Annotated in this window: 16 protein-coding genes; 4 read left to right on the top strand and 12 right to left on the bottom strand. The window is 47.5% G+C overall.

The window, feature by feature from the left end:
• The first annotated feature begins 1 nt into the window (after window position 1).
• Together QUA00_RS08620 and QUA00_RS08615 are read left to right on the top strand one after the other, a co-directional pair.
• The gene (locus QUA00_RS08620; protein WP_333300754.1) at window positions 2-919 is read left to right on the top strand and encodes a carbohydrate ABC transporter permease; all 918 of its coding nucleotides are present in this window, start codon (window positions 2-4) and stop codon (window positions 917-919) included.
• 90 nt (window positions 920-1,009) lie between these two features.
• Entirely contained in the window at window positions 1,010-1,162 is a 153-nt protein-coding gene (locus QUA00_RS08615; protein WP_333143788.1) for a hypothetical protein, read from the top strand.
• 129 nt (window positions 1,163-1,291) lie between these two features.
• On the opposite strand, the gene QUA00_RS08610 is transcribed toward QUA00_RS08615, so the two are convergent.
• From QUA00_RS08610 to glyA, 8 genes are all read right to left on the bottom strand, one after another.
• Window positions 1,292-3,847, bottom strand: coding sequence for an HDIG domain-containing metalloprotein (locus QUA00_RS08610; RefSeq protein ID WP_333109541.1), 2,556 nt, complete (start codon window positions 3,845-3,847; stop codon window positions 1,292-1,294).
• Window positions 3,848-3,972: 125 nt separating this feature from the next.
• Complete coding sequence (locus QUA00_RS08605) at window positions 3,973-5,121, bottom strand: ADP-ribosylglycohydrolase family protein (protein ID WP_333109543.1); 1,149 nt, start codon at window positions 5,119-5,121, stop codon at window positions 3,973-3,975.
• A gap of 110 nt (window positions 5,122-5,231) precedes the next feature.
• A complete protein-coding gene (locus tag QUA00_RS08600) occupies window positions 5,232-6,341 on the bottom strand; it encodes a transposase (protein WP_333409336.1) in 1,110 nt (369 codons plus the stop codon).
• A gap of 266 nt (window positions 6,342-6,607) precedes the next feature.
• On the bottom strand, window positions 6,608-7,048 hold the full coding sequence (aroQ, locus tag QUA00_RS08595) for a type II 3-dehydroquinate dehydratase (protein ID WP_138920973.1): 441 nt from the start codon (window positions 7,046-7,048) through the stop codon (window positions 6,608-6,610).
• 112 nt (window positions 7,049-7,160) lie between these two features.
• Window positions 7,161-7,298, bottom strand: coding sequence for a hypothetical protein (locus QUA00_RS08590; RefSeq protein ID WP_333081027.1), 138 nt, complete (start codon window positions 7,296-7,298; stop codon window positions 7,161-7,163).
• 299 nt (window positions 7,299-7,597) lie between these two features.
• A complete protein-coding gene (locus QUA00_RS08585) occupies window positions 7,598-8,854 on the bottom strand; it encodes a competence/damage-inducible protein A (RefSeq protein WP_333409335.1) in 1,257 nt (418 codons plus the stop codon).
• Window positions 8,855-9,090: 236 nt separating this feature from the next.
• Window positions 9,091-10,146 (bottom strand): MraY family glycosyltransferase, encoded by a 1,056-nt coding sequence (locus QUA00_RS08580; protein WP_333409334.1) that lies wholly within the window; start codon window positions 10,144-10,146, stop codon window positions 9,091-9,093.
• Between the two features lie 454 nt (window positions 10,147-10,600).
• The gene (gene glyA / locus QUA00_RS08575) at window positions 10,601-11,884 is read right to left on the bottom strand and encodes a serine hydroxymethyltransferase (RefSeq protein WP_333409333.1); all 1,284 of its coding nucleotides are present in this window, start codon (window positions 11,882-11,884) and stop codon (window positions 10,601-10,603) included.
• A 168-nt stretch (window positions 11,885-12,052) separates the two neighbouring features.
• Between glyA and QUA00_RS08570 the strand changes: the two genes are divergently transcribed.
• Both QUA00_RS08570 and QUA00_RS08565 read left to right on the top strand, forming a co-directional pair.
• Window positions 12,053-12,250, top strand: coding sequence for a hypothetical protein (locus tag QUA00_RS08570; protein ID WP_006631916.1), 198 nt, complete (start codon window positions 12,053-12,055; stop codon window positions 12,248-12,250).
• Between the two features lie 213 nt (window positions 12,251-12,463).
• Entirely contained in the window at window positions 12,464-12,937 is a 474-nt protein-coding gene (locus QUA00_RS08565) for a Tic20 family protein (RefSeq protein ID WP_333143792.1), read from the top strand.
• Between the two features lie 414 nt (window positions 12,938-13,351).
• Here QUA00_RS08565 and QUA00_RS08560 read toward each other — a convergent pair whose 3' ends face one another.
• The 4 genes from QUA00_RS08560 to QUA00_RS08545 form a co-directional block, all read right to left on the bottom strand.
• Complete coding sequence (locus tag QUA00_RS08560; protein WP_333143793.1) at window positions 13,352-13,717, bottom strand: hypothetical protein; 366 nt, start codon at window positions 13,715-13,717, stop codon at window positions 13,352-13,354.
• A complete protein-coding gene (locus tag QUA00_RS08555; RefSeq protein ID WP_333143794.1) occupies window positions 13,692-14,045 on the bottom strand; it encodes a DUF433 domain-containing protein in 354 nt (117 codons plus the stop codon). Before QUA00_RS08555 ends, QUA00_RS08560 begins: the two co-directional genes overlap by 26 nt.
• Before the next feature lie 122 nt (window positions 14,046-14,167).
• The gene (locus QUA00_RS08550) at window positions 14,168-14,938 is read right to left on the bottom strand and encodes a fumarylacetoacetate hydrolase family protein (RefSeq protein ID WP_333409332.1); all 771 of its coding nucleotides are present in this window, start codon (window positions 14,936-14,938) and stop codon (window positions 14,168-14,170) included.
• A gap of 95 nt (window positions 14,939-15,033) precedes the next feature.
• Window positions 15,034-15,690: a 5-formyltetrahydrofolate cyclo-ligase gene (locus QUA00_RS08545; protein WP_333409352.1), complete on the bottom strand. Its 657-nt coding sequence runs from the start codon at window positions 15,688-15,690 to the stop codon at window positions 15,034-15,036.
• Window positions 15,691-15,797 lie beyond the last annotated feature (107 nt).

The following is a 15,797-nucleotide window of genomic DNA, read 5'->3' as shown; positions in this document are numbered from 1 at the left end:
TATGGACAACAAGGCTTCTCACGAAGCAAGGACTTATTATCATATCCCAACCATGAACAATCTCAAAACTAAAAAACCAAATTCCCCAAACCACACTCCCTCACCGTGGAGCACCCTGTGGACGTACAGCATCATGAGCGCGATCGCACTTTTAATGCTGTTTCCCTTGCTGTGGCTGCTCAGTACCTCCCTCAAATCCCCCAACGAAAACATCTTTCAATTTCCCCCGCAACTGTGGCCGCAACAGCCAACCCTCGAAAACTTCATCAAAGTTTGGCAAACAAACCCCTTCGGCCGCTACCTATTCAACAGCACCCTAATAGCCGGCCTCACAGTTAGCATCAACGTCCTCTTTTGTGCCCTCGCCGCTTACCCCTTAGCCAGACTCAAATTTCGCGGCCGCGAAGCCATCTTAATCACGATCGTTTCCACAATCATGATTCCCTTCCAAATAGTCATGATTCCCCTATACATATTGACTGTACAACTCGGACTAAAAAATAGTTATTTAGGCGTAATCTTTCCCGGACTAGCCTCAGCCTTCGGCATATTTTTATTACGACAAGCATTTCTAGCAGTTCCCAAAGAACTAGAAGAAGCCGCCCGCATCGACGGCTGCAGCGAATTAGGCATTTGGTGGCACGTCATGATTCCGGCAATTAAGCCAGCTTTAGTTACCCTAGGAATTTTCGTATTTATCGGTTCTTGGAGCGACTTTCTGTGGCCACTGCTAGTTTTAGACAGACCGGAATATTACACTTTACCTTTAGGGGTAGCCAATTTAGCAGGGACATTTTCTTTAGATTGGCGTTTAGTTGCGGCGGGTTCTATTATTTCTATTGTTCCAGTTTTAGGACTATTTTTGCTCTTGCAAAAATACATTGTGCCAACAGAAACTGCTGCGGGAGTCAAAGGATAGAATCAACACAAAAAATCGGCGTTTATCCGCGTTCATCTGCGGTTAAAAATTAAAATCTTTTGAACTCACAACTCACAAAATTTATTTTTTATGTACGAACTGCAAGACATCCGCTGGATTATCGATCGCGCTGCGGTCGTAGATACGATCGTAGCATTTGCAAATGCGATCGATGCCCCAGACTGGCAAAAATTGCGATCGCACCTAGCCGGCGAAAGAGATATCGACTCTTCGGAATTTTGAGGAATCAAACCACCTGTGGTAATTGTCAGCGACAATGCTGAAGTGCATGGCTATTCGCGGGGCAAATCGCAATGAAATCTCATTCACAACTGAAATGCGAGCTGATTTTCCCTAACTAAAAATTTCCTCCTACCTTGGAGTAAAAACTGCACTAGGGTAAGCAATCCGCTTGTGATTGAACTGTTCCCAAACCCGCACAAAAATCTCCGCAATTAGAGACATATCCTCCCGCGTTAAACCCGAATCAATCAACTGATTATCCTGCCAGCGAGCCCTCAAAATCCGATTAACCATATTCAACGCCTCTTCATGAGTAGCATCCTTGAGCGATCGCAAAGCAGCCTCGCAAGAATCCGCCAGCATCAGAATTCCCGTTTCGCGCGACTGCGGAATCGGCCCGTCATAGCGAAAATCCTCCTCCCTCACTTGGCGACTTGCGATTGTTAACTTTGAATTATCCGCATCTGGCAAAGCAATCTTTAAATCTTCTATTTCTTTTGCAGCAATTTGCTGCGCTTGGTGGTAGAAATAAGCAATTAACATTGTACCTTGGTGTTCGGGAATAAACGCCTGAATTGCCTTCGGCAATCGATGCTTCCGCGCCATCACCAAACCCTCGGTAACGTGCTTTTTAATAATCTCCGCGCTCGCCCAAGGGTCATTAATTTCATCGTGTTTGTTGCCCCCACCCATTTGATTTTCACAAAATCCGAGCGGGTCGTGCATTTTTCCAATATCGTGGTATAATGTCCCAGTCCTGACCAGCTCAACATTGCAGCCGAGTTCCCGGGCGGCTGCCTCCGCCAAACTCGCCACAAACAGCGTGTGCTGAAAAGTCCCCGGAGCCTCGGCGGCCAATTTCTTCAACAGCGGGCGGTTGGGATTGGCAAGTTCCGCCAGCCGAATCGGCGTAATCAAGTCAAAAACGTGTTCCAAATAAGGGCTGATGCCGATCGCCACAACGCTCCAAGCCAAACCCGCCAAACTTTGCGCGCCCACCGTACCCAGTACGACGTACCAAATAGCACCGGCTGCCGCGCTGGCAATCAAAGTCCCCACGAGATAAACCGTGCCCAGAGTCAAGCCGACAGCCACACCCAAAAGAGCCAATTCCTCGCGCGATCGCAGCCGCCCGGCCATAAAAGCGCCCAGCAATCCCCCCGCCCCGCTAGCCACCAAATGAATCAAGTCCACATTTAAGCCAACGGGCAGCAGCGCCGACAGCAGCCCCACCACAGTCACTCCCACCGCCGAACCGTAGAAGCCACCCGCTAAAATCCCGATCGCGGGCAAACTCGTCCAAGGCAGGCCCAAACTCACCAGCACCGGCGCGCTCAAAGTCAGCAGCAGCAATAGCAAATGATCTCTCCGGCGCAACCGGTAGTGCCTTTCCACCAGCAGTACGATCGCAATTGCCCCCGCGACTAAACAAACAAAACCCGTCAGCCCCAGCCAATTCACCCCCCGCCGGCTCAAACCAAAATAGTCGAGCAACACGAAATCTTCCTGCGAGATATCTTGTCCTTGTGCAACAATTATCTCGCCCTGATCTACTGCGATCATCACCGGTTTCACCTTTTGGGCTGCTAATTCAGCTAGCTGTTTGGTTTCCTCGGGATCTCTCACCAGATTTGGCTGCAAAATCGCTGTTAAACCCTCAACCGCCAAAGCTTGGGACTCTAACGGCACTTCATCTGCCACTTGCAGCTTCACAGCTTCTTTCAAAATCTCTTTTGGCAAGCCCTGCGGGATACCTTGAGCCACCATCCTTTTTGCCGCCCGACTCATACCGGTTTGGGTTTTCTGCCACACTGCCTCCGACAAACCAAACAGCGAAGTATCGTATATCTGGGGTAGCCCGGAAACCGACGGTTTTTCCAGCGCCTCCACAGCATTGAGATAGCGTTGGCGAGCCGAGGAAATACTGTCTGTCAGGCTTTGAAAGTCTGCTGCCGGGAGCGATCGGCTGTAAGCTTGCAGTTGAGCGATAGCCTCCTGCCGAGACTGGTTCTCCGTCTGCCCAGCAACTGCGGGGGAATCCAAGCTCAACCGCTCGGAAGTTGCACTTTTGTCCCCCGCTTGCGCCAAAATCCAGCGCCACTCCCACTCAGGACAGCCCCGCAAGTAAACCTGAACAGCAAGTGAGAGGGCCGAGGGACTCGCAAACGGAAACGGGCCTACCGCCTCCCGCAGCTCGCTTCCCTGCTGCAAAAATTGTTGCAATTCTTGATAAATTTGTCGATCGACCGCAGAATCCAGCATTAATATCGCTACAGCCCCGATCCGCGCTGCTTTCCGCTGTTCTTCAGTAGTTTTGTAATCGGGGATGCTAGCAGTAGCAGGAGCCTTAATCGTCTGAGGAGCTTTCGTCCCCACATCCAGTTTCGGCTGGTTGTAGAAGCGGTGGCCCAGAGTGCTGCTTAGGGAAACTACCGCTACCAGCGCCAACATAGGGGAACGAGCTTGATTTTTGAGGCTGGATTTGGAGGTTTTACTTGTAAATCTAGTAGTAAAAGTCTCGGGAAGAAGCCATTTCGGGCGCGACAAACGGCTCAGGAGAGGCCCGCCAGCGCGCTCGGTATCTGCTTTGCTGCAGCCATTTTGCACTTTAGCAATGTGTTGGCGCAGTGAGCGCGCAGCCCCTAGCTGCTCAATCTGCCGCATCAATGAGGAGAGCGTATTCATTTGTGTCGAAGATATATCACTGTTATCCAGCAGCTTTGTCAGAATTTCTGACTATGCATCTTGATTGATTTTATCCGAACTACCCTGGCTGAATCTTCAGCCCTTACCAGTAAAAGCTCCAACCTTTATATTTTACGAGGTCTAATGACATAAGGTGCAGCCACCGATCGGGCTAGCGCTGCGGAATCGAGTCCGGCATCGGGGCTGTAAACTCCTGCCCAAACAGCAAACAGGTTATTTGCTAACTCTACAATTTTTACATCGCTGCCAGTTCCCCAGAGCGAAGGTTCTCGGCCGTCGGCTAGCTGCAGCGAATTAACCTCAGCCGAAGATACCTGTCGCCATTCTACAGGAATCGCAGCAACGCCGTTATAGGCTCCAGACAAAGCTCCTGTCAAAGCACAGGTTATTTGTCCGGCTATACCACAGCGGGCTGCCCGCACCACTGACAAGCGCAAGTCTTCTGGGGTGTTCAAAAAGCAGTAGAAAGCTAAGGCAATGGGAATGAAATTTCCTGGATTGACAATTGACTCGGTTTGTAATTTTTTCTCACCTTCGCCCTGTCTTTCTCGCAAAGCTGTGGCGCTTTTGCACAGATGAGTGGCGGCTGTTTCTAAATCGGCTCCCTTTTCTAGTAGTATTTGCACTTGCAGCAGCAGCTCTGTTAAGGCATTCTCTGTTTTCAGGTAGGCAAGTGTTTGCTCGATCGCTGTCGCGGGGTCAAGTCTTTCTTTGAGAGCTCGGGCGATCGTATATGCTACTGCTAAAATTGCTGTTTCCCATTCTGGCTGGTTTTCGTTGTGCCAAACCTCTATCGCCAGCATGATTTTTTCTCGCAGCTTGGCTTTATTTTCGTGAAAAAACATCGCGGATGGCAGCGCAGCAATTGCAGCTTCACCAGGGTTAAGCAGGGTTTGAAACTCACTGTTGCGGGGATGATAGATTTCCGACTTGGCAAATGCTTCCCAAGTATCGCGCCAATCTTTTAAATCTAAACCCCTACACCGAATTAAACTTTGAACACACGCTACCGCAAGTCTCCCGGATGCGGATGAGTCTTTGCCACTTGGGATTTTACTGTTGACAGAATTCAACACCAATGTTGCCCCTCTTAGGGTCAATTGTTGGTGTTTCGTCAGTTGTAAAATCGGCTGCAAGTCTTCTGTTTGGGGGGGAATACCCACGAGTTGCCTCTGGTATTGCAGGCCTAGAGAGTCTCCTAAAACTGCCCCCAGGATGGTTCCTTGAAACTTGCTCAACAGGGAATGCCGCATTTGAATTTAACTCAAGTTGTTATTGACATACTCCCCGGCTTAAAAGCGCGGGGATTCTTAACACTTCATTGACCGATACTACCGAAGTAGTTTTACGAGCGTCTCCATGTTCATTTAGAGTCGTGGCAATGCCCTATCCCGACTTTATTTATATTTTTGGCGGCGTTCTCATCTCTGTCTTGGTTAGTACCGCAATTGAGGCAGAGTATATAACGCACAGAGAGGTCTATTTTCCCCCACTTAAACCCGCAATCTGAGCAAACTTGGCTGGTAGGTTCCCAGCGACTAATTACTTTGAACTCTCTGCCATACTTCCCACATTTTCCCTCGCACAAAGCCCTAAACTCACCCCAACCTTGCTGACTAATTGCCCTTGATAGCTTCCTATTTTTTACCATTCCTGCTACATTCAAATCTTCTAAAATGACAAGTTGATTATCCTTAGCCAAGTTAGTTGATAGTTTGTGCAAAAAATCTTTTCTAGTGTCAGCAATTCGGTTGTGCAGTCTAGCTATTTGCAGTCGGGTTTTATTCCGCCGTTTAGAGTCGAGTTTTTGACGGGAAAGTTTACGCTGTAATCTGCGAATTTTGCGATCTAACACTTTGTAGTCAGGGCTTACAGCTTTAGTCCCGTCACTCATTACAGCGAAGGTTTTAATGCCCAAATCAATGCCGACGCTGTGGTTCTTAGCTTCGACTTCTTCGGGATCATCCTCTACTACAAAGCTGATGAAATACCGATCTGCACAATCCTTGATTATAGTTAAAGAGCTTGGATGGTCTGGCAATTCCCTAGACCAAATCAGCTTAACTCTGCCAATCTTTGCAAGGTAAACATAATCATCCCTCAACGAAAAACCGTTTTTGGTTAGTTTGGCGGATTGGCTGTTTGTCTTTTTTTTGAACTTTGGATAGCCGACTTTTTTTCCGTTACGTTTTCCTTTACAAGAATCCAAGAAATTCTTAAAAGCTGTTTCCAAATCAGAGACAGATTGTTGGAGGCAAATCGCCGACACTTCTCCCAACCATGCTCTCTCCTCAGTCTTTTTTGCCTTAGTTATTACAATTTTTTGCAGGTCTGCACAGCTAGGTTTTTTGGCAGAGTTTTTGCAAATTCTTAGGGCATCATTCCAGACTACTCTAGTACAACCAAACAATTTAGCTAAGCTAATTTTTTGTTCCGTACTAGGAGAAAATCTGTATCGATACCGCGCTTTCATGCCTCTCTCTCCTGTGTTATTCTTATTATACTATACCACAACATCTGAGAAAATTAGGACAATTAAGAAATTAAAACCGTCCTATAAGGACGGGGCTTTAAACCCCGTTCTTTGGTAATTGGTAATTGGTAATTGGTAATTTAGAGTTCTTCCTGGTTTGCTTCTTTGCCTAACTCTTGTGATTAATTTGAATTCAACCCAAACATATAAGGGCTGGTTTTCCATCTAAAACCTGCCCTCATCCGATCGCTACAATCGGTAAATTTTTAATTTTTAATCAAGTAACTAACTAGAGCTTGCAACCCCAGCCGATAACTTTCTGAGCCAAAACCGCTGATTTGCCCGATCGCCACCGCTGCGATAAACGAGTGATGCCGAAAAGCTTCCCGCCGGTAAATATTGCTCAGATGAACTTCTACCGCAGGGATATTCACCGCGGCGATCGCGTCTCTAATTGCCACACTCGTATGAGTATAAGCTCCAGCATTAATCAATAAGCCTTGGTGCTGCCCTAACATCGAGTGAATTGCATCCACCAACACCCCTTCATGATTCGACTGCTGAATTGAGACTTGCACCTGGAGGGCTTGCGCTTCTCGTTCTAGCAACTTGTTGATATCATTTAAAGTCGCAGAACCATAAACTCCAGGTTCTCGCTGACCCAATAGATTCAGATTAGGGCCGTGAAGTACCAGGATATTTAACAATTTTAAAATTTCCAGCGCAACAAAAATTATGAGAGTTTTGACATGGGATTTAGAACCCGTCTGCCACCTCAAACCTCAAACCTTAAACCTCAAACTTCTAATGCAGTCCCGACTACCTGCGATTCCTCGGTTGGTTGACAGGAATACGAATCGGTTCGAGTTCCGGTTCAGGATCGGGACTCAGCAGTCCTTCTATCAGCTTGCGAACCCATTCTTTAATTTCTTCCAGCACCTTTTCAATGTCTTCCATTGAACGGATAGCTCCTTTTTTTATAGTCTAGATTGCTAAACCGACGGCTAAATATCTGAAAATAAGCAAGCACGACCTTCAAACCAAAGGTCAAACTTGCTTTCTCGCTTGCTGGATATTTTGAGCAATGGAGAGAGTCAGTATATTGGCCAATCAGTCCTATCTTATTATCATAACGAATCTTTACAGATAATCAAGAGGCAAAAGGAAAATTGCCGAATTATATCGGAGTAGAGAGTGTTAAATAAAACTTAAGCTTACGGTTAACTGTTGACAATTGACCAATCGTAGGATTTTTTCTACGCTTTTGCCAACAATAATTTACGCCGGAGTCGATCGAGCGCCGTACAGCTACTCAGATTCCGAATCCACTCGCGGCCTCTGGCATCCCCAAAGCGGTATTCAAAACTTTCTACGTCACCGTCGGGCCCCACTAAACCGACATAAACCAGTCCGACAGGTTTAGCATCTGTGCCGCCTCCGGGCCCGGCGACGCCTGTAATGCTCAATCCCCAATTTGTATTGAGGCTGGCGCGAACTCCCGCAGCCATTTGTTTTGCCACTTGGTGGCTGACTGCCCCAAATTCGGCTAAATCTTGGGGATTCACACCTAATAATCCTTCCTTAACCCGATTGTCGTAAGAAATAATCCCGCCTAAAAAGTAGCTCGAACTGCCGGGAACACCCGTCAGCATCGCCCCCAATCCACCTCCCGTGCAGGATTCAGCCACGCTAAGAGTTTGCCCCGCATCCAGCAACAATTGGCCGACAGTGGAAGCGAGGGTATCGCTATCAGCACCGTAACAGTCTAAGTCGGCAATTTGCCGCAATTGTTGTTCGATCGGCTCAATCAAGTTTTTCGCCGCCACGGAGGACTCCGCGCGGGCCGAAATCCGCAGTTTGACTTCGCCGTGATTGGCGTAGGGAGCCACAGTAGGATTAGTTAAATTCAGAAAACTATCTACTTTTTCCGCCAATGCCGACTCAGCAATCCCCCAAAATTTCAATGTGCGGCTGTAAATAGTTTCGCTGCACCAGCCGTTATTTTGCAGGTAAGGAACGGCGGTTTCTTGCCACATCAAGTGCATTTCCGCCGGTACGCCGGGAAATGTCATTACTGTCACGTCAGAAACCGGCTGCCAAATAATGCCCGGTGCAGAACCGCTGCGGTTCGGCAGAATGTCCGCAGTTTCTGGAATTAAAGCTTGTTTGCGATTGCTGGGACTCATGGTGCGTCCCCGCTGGGCATATTTGTATTCGATATCTGCAATAATTTCCGGCTTTTCGATGAGGGGAACCCCAAAAAAATCGGCGATCGTTTCGACTGTGAGGTCGTCTGGTGTGGGGCCCAGGCCTCCGGTGAAAAGCAAAAGCTGCGATCGACTGACGGCGATTTCTAACACTTGTTTGATACGTTCTGGATTGTCCCCCACCACTGTTTGATAGTAGTGAGGGATTCCCAGACTCGCTAATTCTTTGGCTAAAAACTGGGCATTGCTATTAAGAATATCGCCTAACAGCAATTCAGTGCCAACACAAATAATTTCAGCAACCATTCAATTTTAGATTTTAGATTTTGGATTTTAGATTGGAGAATTGGGCATTGGGAATTGGGCATTGGGCATGGGGCATTGGGCATTGGGCATTGGGCATTGGGCATGGGGCATTGGGCATTGGGCATTGGGCATTGGGCATTGGGCATGGGGAATTAGGCATTAGAAATTATTTTTCTTCCTTCTTCCTTCTTCCTTCTTCCTTCTTCCTTCTTCCTTCTTCCTTCTTCCTTCTTCCTTCACCTAGCGTGTCTCCAAACTTTCCAGCTAGCATATCCCAGCAAACTTGTTGCACCCATAGCGTAAATTACGCCGCTGGGAAGCGAAAAAGCTAGGGCTAAACTTCCCACCCACAGTGTCAGTGAGTAAATAAATAAAACCGCAAATCGATGGGATAGTCCGGCTTCTAGAAGTCGGTGGTGGAGATGGCGCTTGTCAGCAATAAACGGTGACTTGCCGTTGCGAAGTCGATCGAGAATCACCGCCGACATATCTAAAATCGGTACAGCTAAAATTAAATATGGCAGCAACACAGAAGTAACAGCCGTAGTTTTAACTAACCCAATTACTCCCACTCCAGCGAGAGTAAACCCGATAAAATAAGCCCCGCCATCTCCCATAAAGATTTGAGCCGGATTGAAGTTGTAGCGCAGAAATCCCAATGTCCCGCCAGCTAAAGCCGCTGCAATCAGGGCCGCCGCCGGTTGGTGCATCGCCAGACTGACAATCAGCATCACAACTGCTGCAATCCCTGAAACTCCGGCAGCTAAACCGTCCAAACCATCAATCCAGTTGATGGCGTTGGCCATGCCGACGAGCCAAATCACGGTAATTGGCAAGCTCAGCCAGCCAATATTAGTAAGTCCCAAGGAGGGAACTGTGAGAAACTCAATTTGTACGCCCGCGTACCAAACGATGCTGGATACGCCAATTTGCATGAGCAAGCGTTTTAAGGCCGAGAGCGAAAATAAGTCGTCTGCTAAACCGATGAGGAAGAATCCGATGCCGCCGAGGGTGACTCCCCAAATTTCGTATTCGTCTTTGGGATTGAGAACTTGTCCGTTAGCATCGATGAAGCCTCCACAGAGCCAGACAAATAAGAGGGCAGTGATAGTGCCGAGAAAGATGGAAACTCCTCCCAAACGCACCATAGGGCGCTTGTGGACTTTTCGCTCGCCTGGCCGATCGACTCGCCCGCTTTTGAGACCAATTTTTTTGACTATTGGTGTACTCCAGAGGACGACGAGCGCAGAAACCAGAAAAGCGAGTATGTGGTACAGATACTGGTACGGCATCTGAAATCAATTTTAAATAGTGCGGGGCAATTAGGCTGTCAGGCAGAGTCTACTACATTTCAGATGGCTTATAACAAGGAAACATCTTGAAGAGCGACTGGGGGTTTGGGAGTCGGAGATTTGCCGCAATGGCAGTTGCCCTGGGGCGAATTGTCAGGTTTTTCATTCATAACTCTCGAATTAACGATTTGAAATAGCGACTTTTTCGCGAGCAAAAAAGTCGATATTTGGCGAGCGGGCCCAGTCGATCGGTATCTTTCGCAACCGACAAATACCGTTAGTCAAACCAGCCCCGCCCGACAAATATCTTTACTAAAAACCGTATTGGCGATCGATATTTTTGGTTAAAACCGCTTTTCAATATCGCTACCGGCAACTCTCAATCTTTTCCTGCTCTTTTACCCTTTTACCCGTACACTTCCAACTACCAATTTCCCATTGCCGATCAGGAAAATTAAGCTAATGCCGGCACTTTCAAGTACAAGTGGGGATATAACGGGAAGCGATCGCACAGTGCTGCTACTCGACGCAGGCAGTCTGCTGCGACGCTTTCATCATCTGGATTTAGCAGGCGATCGGCGATAATATTGCCAATCTCGGTAAATTCTGCTGTTCCCATTCCCCTGGTGGTCATCGCCGGCGAACCGAGTCTCAAACCGCTGGTGACAAAGGGAGATGCCGGATCGAAAGGCACGGTATTTTTATTAGCAGTAATATTCACACCGCTGACTAATTGGTCCGCTTGTTTGCCTGTCATATTTGCCGATCGCAAATCAACTAGCATTAAGTGATTGTCCGTGCCGCCGGAAACGAGTTTTAAACCCCGCTGCTGCAACTGTGCCGCTAAAGCGCGCGCATTTTCAATTACTTGACCGGAATAAGTTTTAAATTCAGGCTTTAATGCTTCGCCGAAAGCTACTGCTTTGCCCGCTATGACGTGTTCTAAGGGCCCACCTTGAGTGCCGGGGAAAACTGCTTTGTCAAACTTTTTACCTAATTCCGGGTCATTGGTCATAATCAAGCCACCACGGGGGCCGCGCAGGGTTTTGTGAGTGGTGGTGGTGACTGCGTGACAGTGGGGGAGGGGGTTGGGGTGGTGCCCTGTGGCGACTAACCCGGCGATGTGGGCGATGTCGGCGAGCAGGTAGGCTCCGATTTCGTCGGCGATCGCTCTAAACTTCTCAAAGTCGATAATTCGCGAATATGCTGAATAGCCACAAATTAGCAATTTCGGTCGGTTTTCTTTGGCCAGTGCCAAAATTTCGTCATAGTCGAGCTGTTCTGTTTCTTGGCTGACGCCGTAGTGAAAAGCTTTGAACCACTTGCCGGATACGTTGACGGGCGAACCGTGGGTCAAGTGTCCGCCGTGGGACAAATCCATGCCCATTATTCCGTCTCCGGGTTCCAGCAAGCTCAAAAATACTGCAAAGTTGGCTTGAGCGCCGGAGTGGGGCTGGACGTTGGCGTGAGCGGCTCCAAATAGCTGTTTGGCGCGATCGATCGCAATTTGCTCGATGCCGTCAATAAATTCGCAGCCGCCGTAGTAGCGTTTCGCTGGCAGTCCTTCGGCGTATTTATTGGTCAGCACTGAGCCTTGAGCTGCCATTACGGCTGCGGAGGTAAAGTTTTCGCTGGCGATGAGTTCTAGGTGGTCTCGCTGCCGCTGCAGCTCTTGCCCGATTAAATCGGCAATCAGCGGATCGGTTTTGGAAAGGAATTCTAAGTTAGTGTCCGTCACAATAATCAACCTCTTGACAATTTTGGGATTGGGAATTGGGGATCTTATACCGTACTACGGATTTCGCCCCATTGATATAAATATTACGTTGTGTTCAGGTTAAGCCGTTTGTCCCCAACTCCTGACATACAATGAAATTACTGGTGTGAAACCTGCCGGAGGTATCAAATGTTAGTCATTTTAATGGAAAATCAGATGCTTGCCCCTCAGTGTGTTTGCCAAAGTTGTTTGCTGGCCGATCGCACTGGCCAACCGCGCTGGAGCGGTGGAGAGCTTCGCTGCGGCCATCCAGTTGCTAAACCTACGGAAAATTTGCCCGATCGGTACGAGTGTCAAATGGGCTTCGTCATTGCCAATATTAAATAATCATCGGCCAAATAGGGCATGGGGCATGGGGCATGGGGCCTGGGGCATGGTGACTATTAATGCGACTCGATCTAAGTTGCCCTGCATCTGGTACTTGAGGCTGCTATCCGCCCACCAATGAGCAAATTCCGGGCGGGTCGGAACTGAGCCTGCTGCGTTATGCTGATTTTAATAGGAATTAATAGTTCACCGATCGACTCAGGAGAGTTCATTATGACTTGGCGCGGGTCTACAACTGTTCCAGACCGGATTTTTGCTTCTTTGCCTTATTTGCTCCCGTTGGTTGACGGGCTTGCCTTTGGCAGGTTTCTGTTTACACAGTTTCCTGTCCTGCAACTGTTGTTGATACCGCTAGCTCCTTTGATGCAAATTTATAGTTTGCCCTTTGCTAGCTTGATTATCTTCTTTGCTCTGTATTTAGGAGTAGTTAGAAACGAAAACATCAGTCACTTCATTCGTTTTAATGCGATGCAGGCGATTCTTTTAGACATTGTTTTGATGCTGTGCGGTCTGGTTTTGCCGATTTTTTCTAACGGCTTACAAGTCGCATTTATTGCGGAAACTCTGTATAACATGGTGTTTTTGGGCGCTTTGGCTGCATTTGTCTATGCCGTCGTGCAGTCACTTTTGGGACGCTATGCAGAGATTCCTCCGCTTTCGGATGCTGTTTATATGCAGGTTCGTTAGTCAGGAAAGCAGTTGGTAGTTGGTAGTTGACAGTTGTTAAGCTGTTCGGCATTTAAAAGAAGATAGTAGGGTGCGGAGCGTACAGAAGTGTGTCCCAAGTCGGCGTAAGTGTTCGCGCCTGACGCACCTTACCTGGATAGTGAATGGTTTAAATGCTCCACAGCTTAGTTGTTATCCCTATGATTGTCAAACTGAGGTGAAATCTCGATAGGGCGTTGACTGTAGCCTCGCCAAATCGTTCATTTTGCCGATCGGGAAAATCATAGGGTTTATACCAAATCCTGGTAACATACCCCCTTTATTTCTCTTCTAGCTTCTACCTTCTACCTTCTGCGGTCAATCCGTTACATCCGTTACATCCGTTACAAAATCCGTTGCCGAACTTCCTTCTACTTATCAATGAGACAAAATTATTCAAACAATCTCTCGCAGATGAACTATTTGATCTTGATATTCATCATTAAAAGATGCCTCAGCAATAAAAATTAATTGCCGAATATTTTGTCCAATACTCAACTTGGAATTGAGGATAAAAATGCCCGGAATATGATGACCTTCAGCCAAATGGTCTGTCAAATGCACGGGCATGGATTTACGATTATTCGTCACCAATATAAAGTTATATTCCTCACACCATTTAATAATTTCTGGATCTAAAGTTCCCCGACTCGGAGCTTCTGGTTCGCCTACACACCAAATTATCAAATTTGGATTGCCTGTAAGGATTTCAGCTTTATAGGTAGGATCTACATTTTCATCCAACAGATAATTGAGACTCATTGATGATTTGTTGGGATTTTTTTTCCGAGCTCAGTTTTTGCAGTCTAACAATACCAAGTGGAGGGTTAAGTTCTTGTGCTTTAAGTTGCTGATGGCTCCACTCCAACCAATCAGCAATGTAGTTACTAACGGCTTCTTTATTGTGCAGATAGTAAAGGATAGTAGCATAAACTTGTTCCAAGTTAAGAGATGGATAAGTTTGAGCAATTTGTTCAGGAGTGCGCGCGCGATGAATGAAATCATATAGAACAGTTTCAATGCCGATTCGCGTCCCTTTGACCCGAATATCATCTGGCCGCTGAAAGTCAAAATAGTCTTCGAGTTGCATGGGCTAACGATCCTATTTCAAAGTTGGTGAAAATTGACGGGCTAATTGATATTATACAGCAGATTCCAAGCCCTCCCCGTAGGGACAAAGGCTTTCGCCGTGTCCTCACAAATAACCCATAACTAATGAGTGACAGTATTTTCAAGACTGCCGATGCCTTCAATTTCGATGCGGACTCGATCGCCTATTTGTAGCGGCCCTACTCCTTGCGGCGTTCCAGTCAGTATCACATCGCCGGGAACGAGGGTCATTATTTGACTGATGTAGCAGACGAGAAAGTCTGGGGAAAATACCATGCGATCGATCTGGGATGACTGTACCGGTTGCTCGCTCTCATTGACAAAAGTCTGCAACTGTGCAGCGGGACTCAATTCGCGGACAATCCAAGGCCCCAAGGGACAAAATGTATCGAACCCTTTGGCCCTCGCCCACTGGTTGTCCCGTTTTTGCAAATCTCTGGCTGTTACGTCATTGGCGATCGTATAGCCCCAAATTTTGCTGTGTGCTTGTTCGGGAGTGCAGTTGGTACAATGTTCGCCAATTACCAGGGCCAATTCTCCCTCGTAGTCTACCCTTTCCGACTGCTGCGGATAGCGAATCGCTGCACCAGCAGGGATGACAGCACTCGGAGGCTTGAAAAACAGCAGGGGTTCTTCCGGTACTGGGGTTCCCATCTCGGCGGCGTGATCGACATAATTTTTGCCTACGGCTACAATTTTTGAGGGAGAGCACGGGGCGAGAATTTGGTAAGTATCTGGTGAAAGTTCCAAATCGGTTGGTTGTCCTTGTAACCAGGGCGGTGCATCAAATACTTGAACGCTGTGGCTAAGTTGCAGTAAACCGTAATGAATGTGTCCTTGTGTTGTTTTAACTCGAACGTAGCGCTGGGCCATACTATTTTAGATTTTAGATTTTAGATTCTAGATTCTAGATTCTAGATTAAGAGGATATAGGCATAATTGCGGAAAATTAATTTGTTTATGCCCGTTTAAGATTTTCGCTGTGCAATTTTGCAACCGCTTTCTGTACAAATGCCGTGCAGCGGTAGATCCCAGGAGTCAACTGGTAGTTGGGCGAGCAAGGCAAATTCAAAGATAATGCCGATCGTAACTTTTGATTCCCACTCAGCTAAACTGAGCATTCGATCGTAATAGCCACCGCCGTAGCCCAAGCGATAGCCGCGAACATCGCAGCCTACTGCGGGTACGAGCATTAAATCTACTTCTGAATGGTCTATTTTAGGAGCATCCGCCAGTGGTTCGAGTATGCCATAAGCTCCAGTATGTAAAGCATCTCCGGGCTGCCAGATGTGCCAGGATAGCTCTTTGCCGACACAGCGGGGAAATCCCCATTTTTTAGGGGTGGGAATGGCATTTGTGGGACAGGCATCTTGCCTGTCTCCAGAATTGAGCAGGCAAGATGCCTCCTCCACAGAAGATGTAAATAGGGGACTTAAATCTGGTTCTTGGCGACAACTGAAGTAGGCGAGGATTGTGGTTGCTTGGGTAAATAAGAGCGAGTTTTGGAGATGATTGCAGAGGCGATCGCTCTTTTGTCTCCATTCTTGTGCTGATAGGGATTTGCGGGTGTTGAGGAGCGATTTTCTTAATTCTGTTTTAGTTAATGAAGGTTGAGGAGTATTCATATTTGCGATCGAATTTCTCGTTTGACTTCCAGTCCGACAGGGGTTGAAAACCCCTGTCTCATAGCGAAAGTCCTCTAAAAGAGGACTACAATTAATTGCATTTCCAT

Source organism: Microcoleus sp. T2B6, from assembly GCF_036700475.1.
In the GTDB taxonomy this organism is placed as follows: domain Bacteria; phylum Cyanobacteriota; class Cyanobacteriia; order Cyanobacteriales; family Microcoleaceae; genus Microcoleus.
This window is presented reverse-complemented; position numbering and strand designations above follow the sequence as displayed.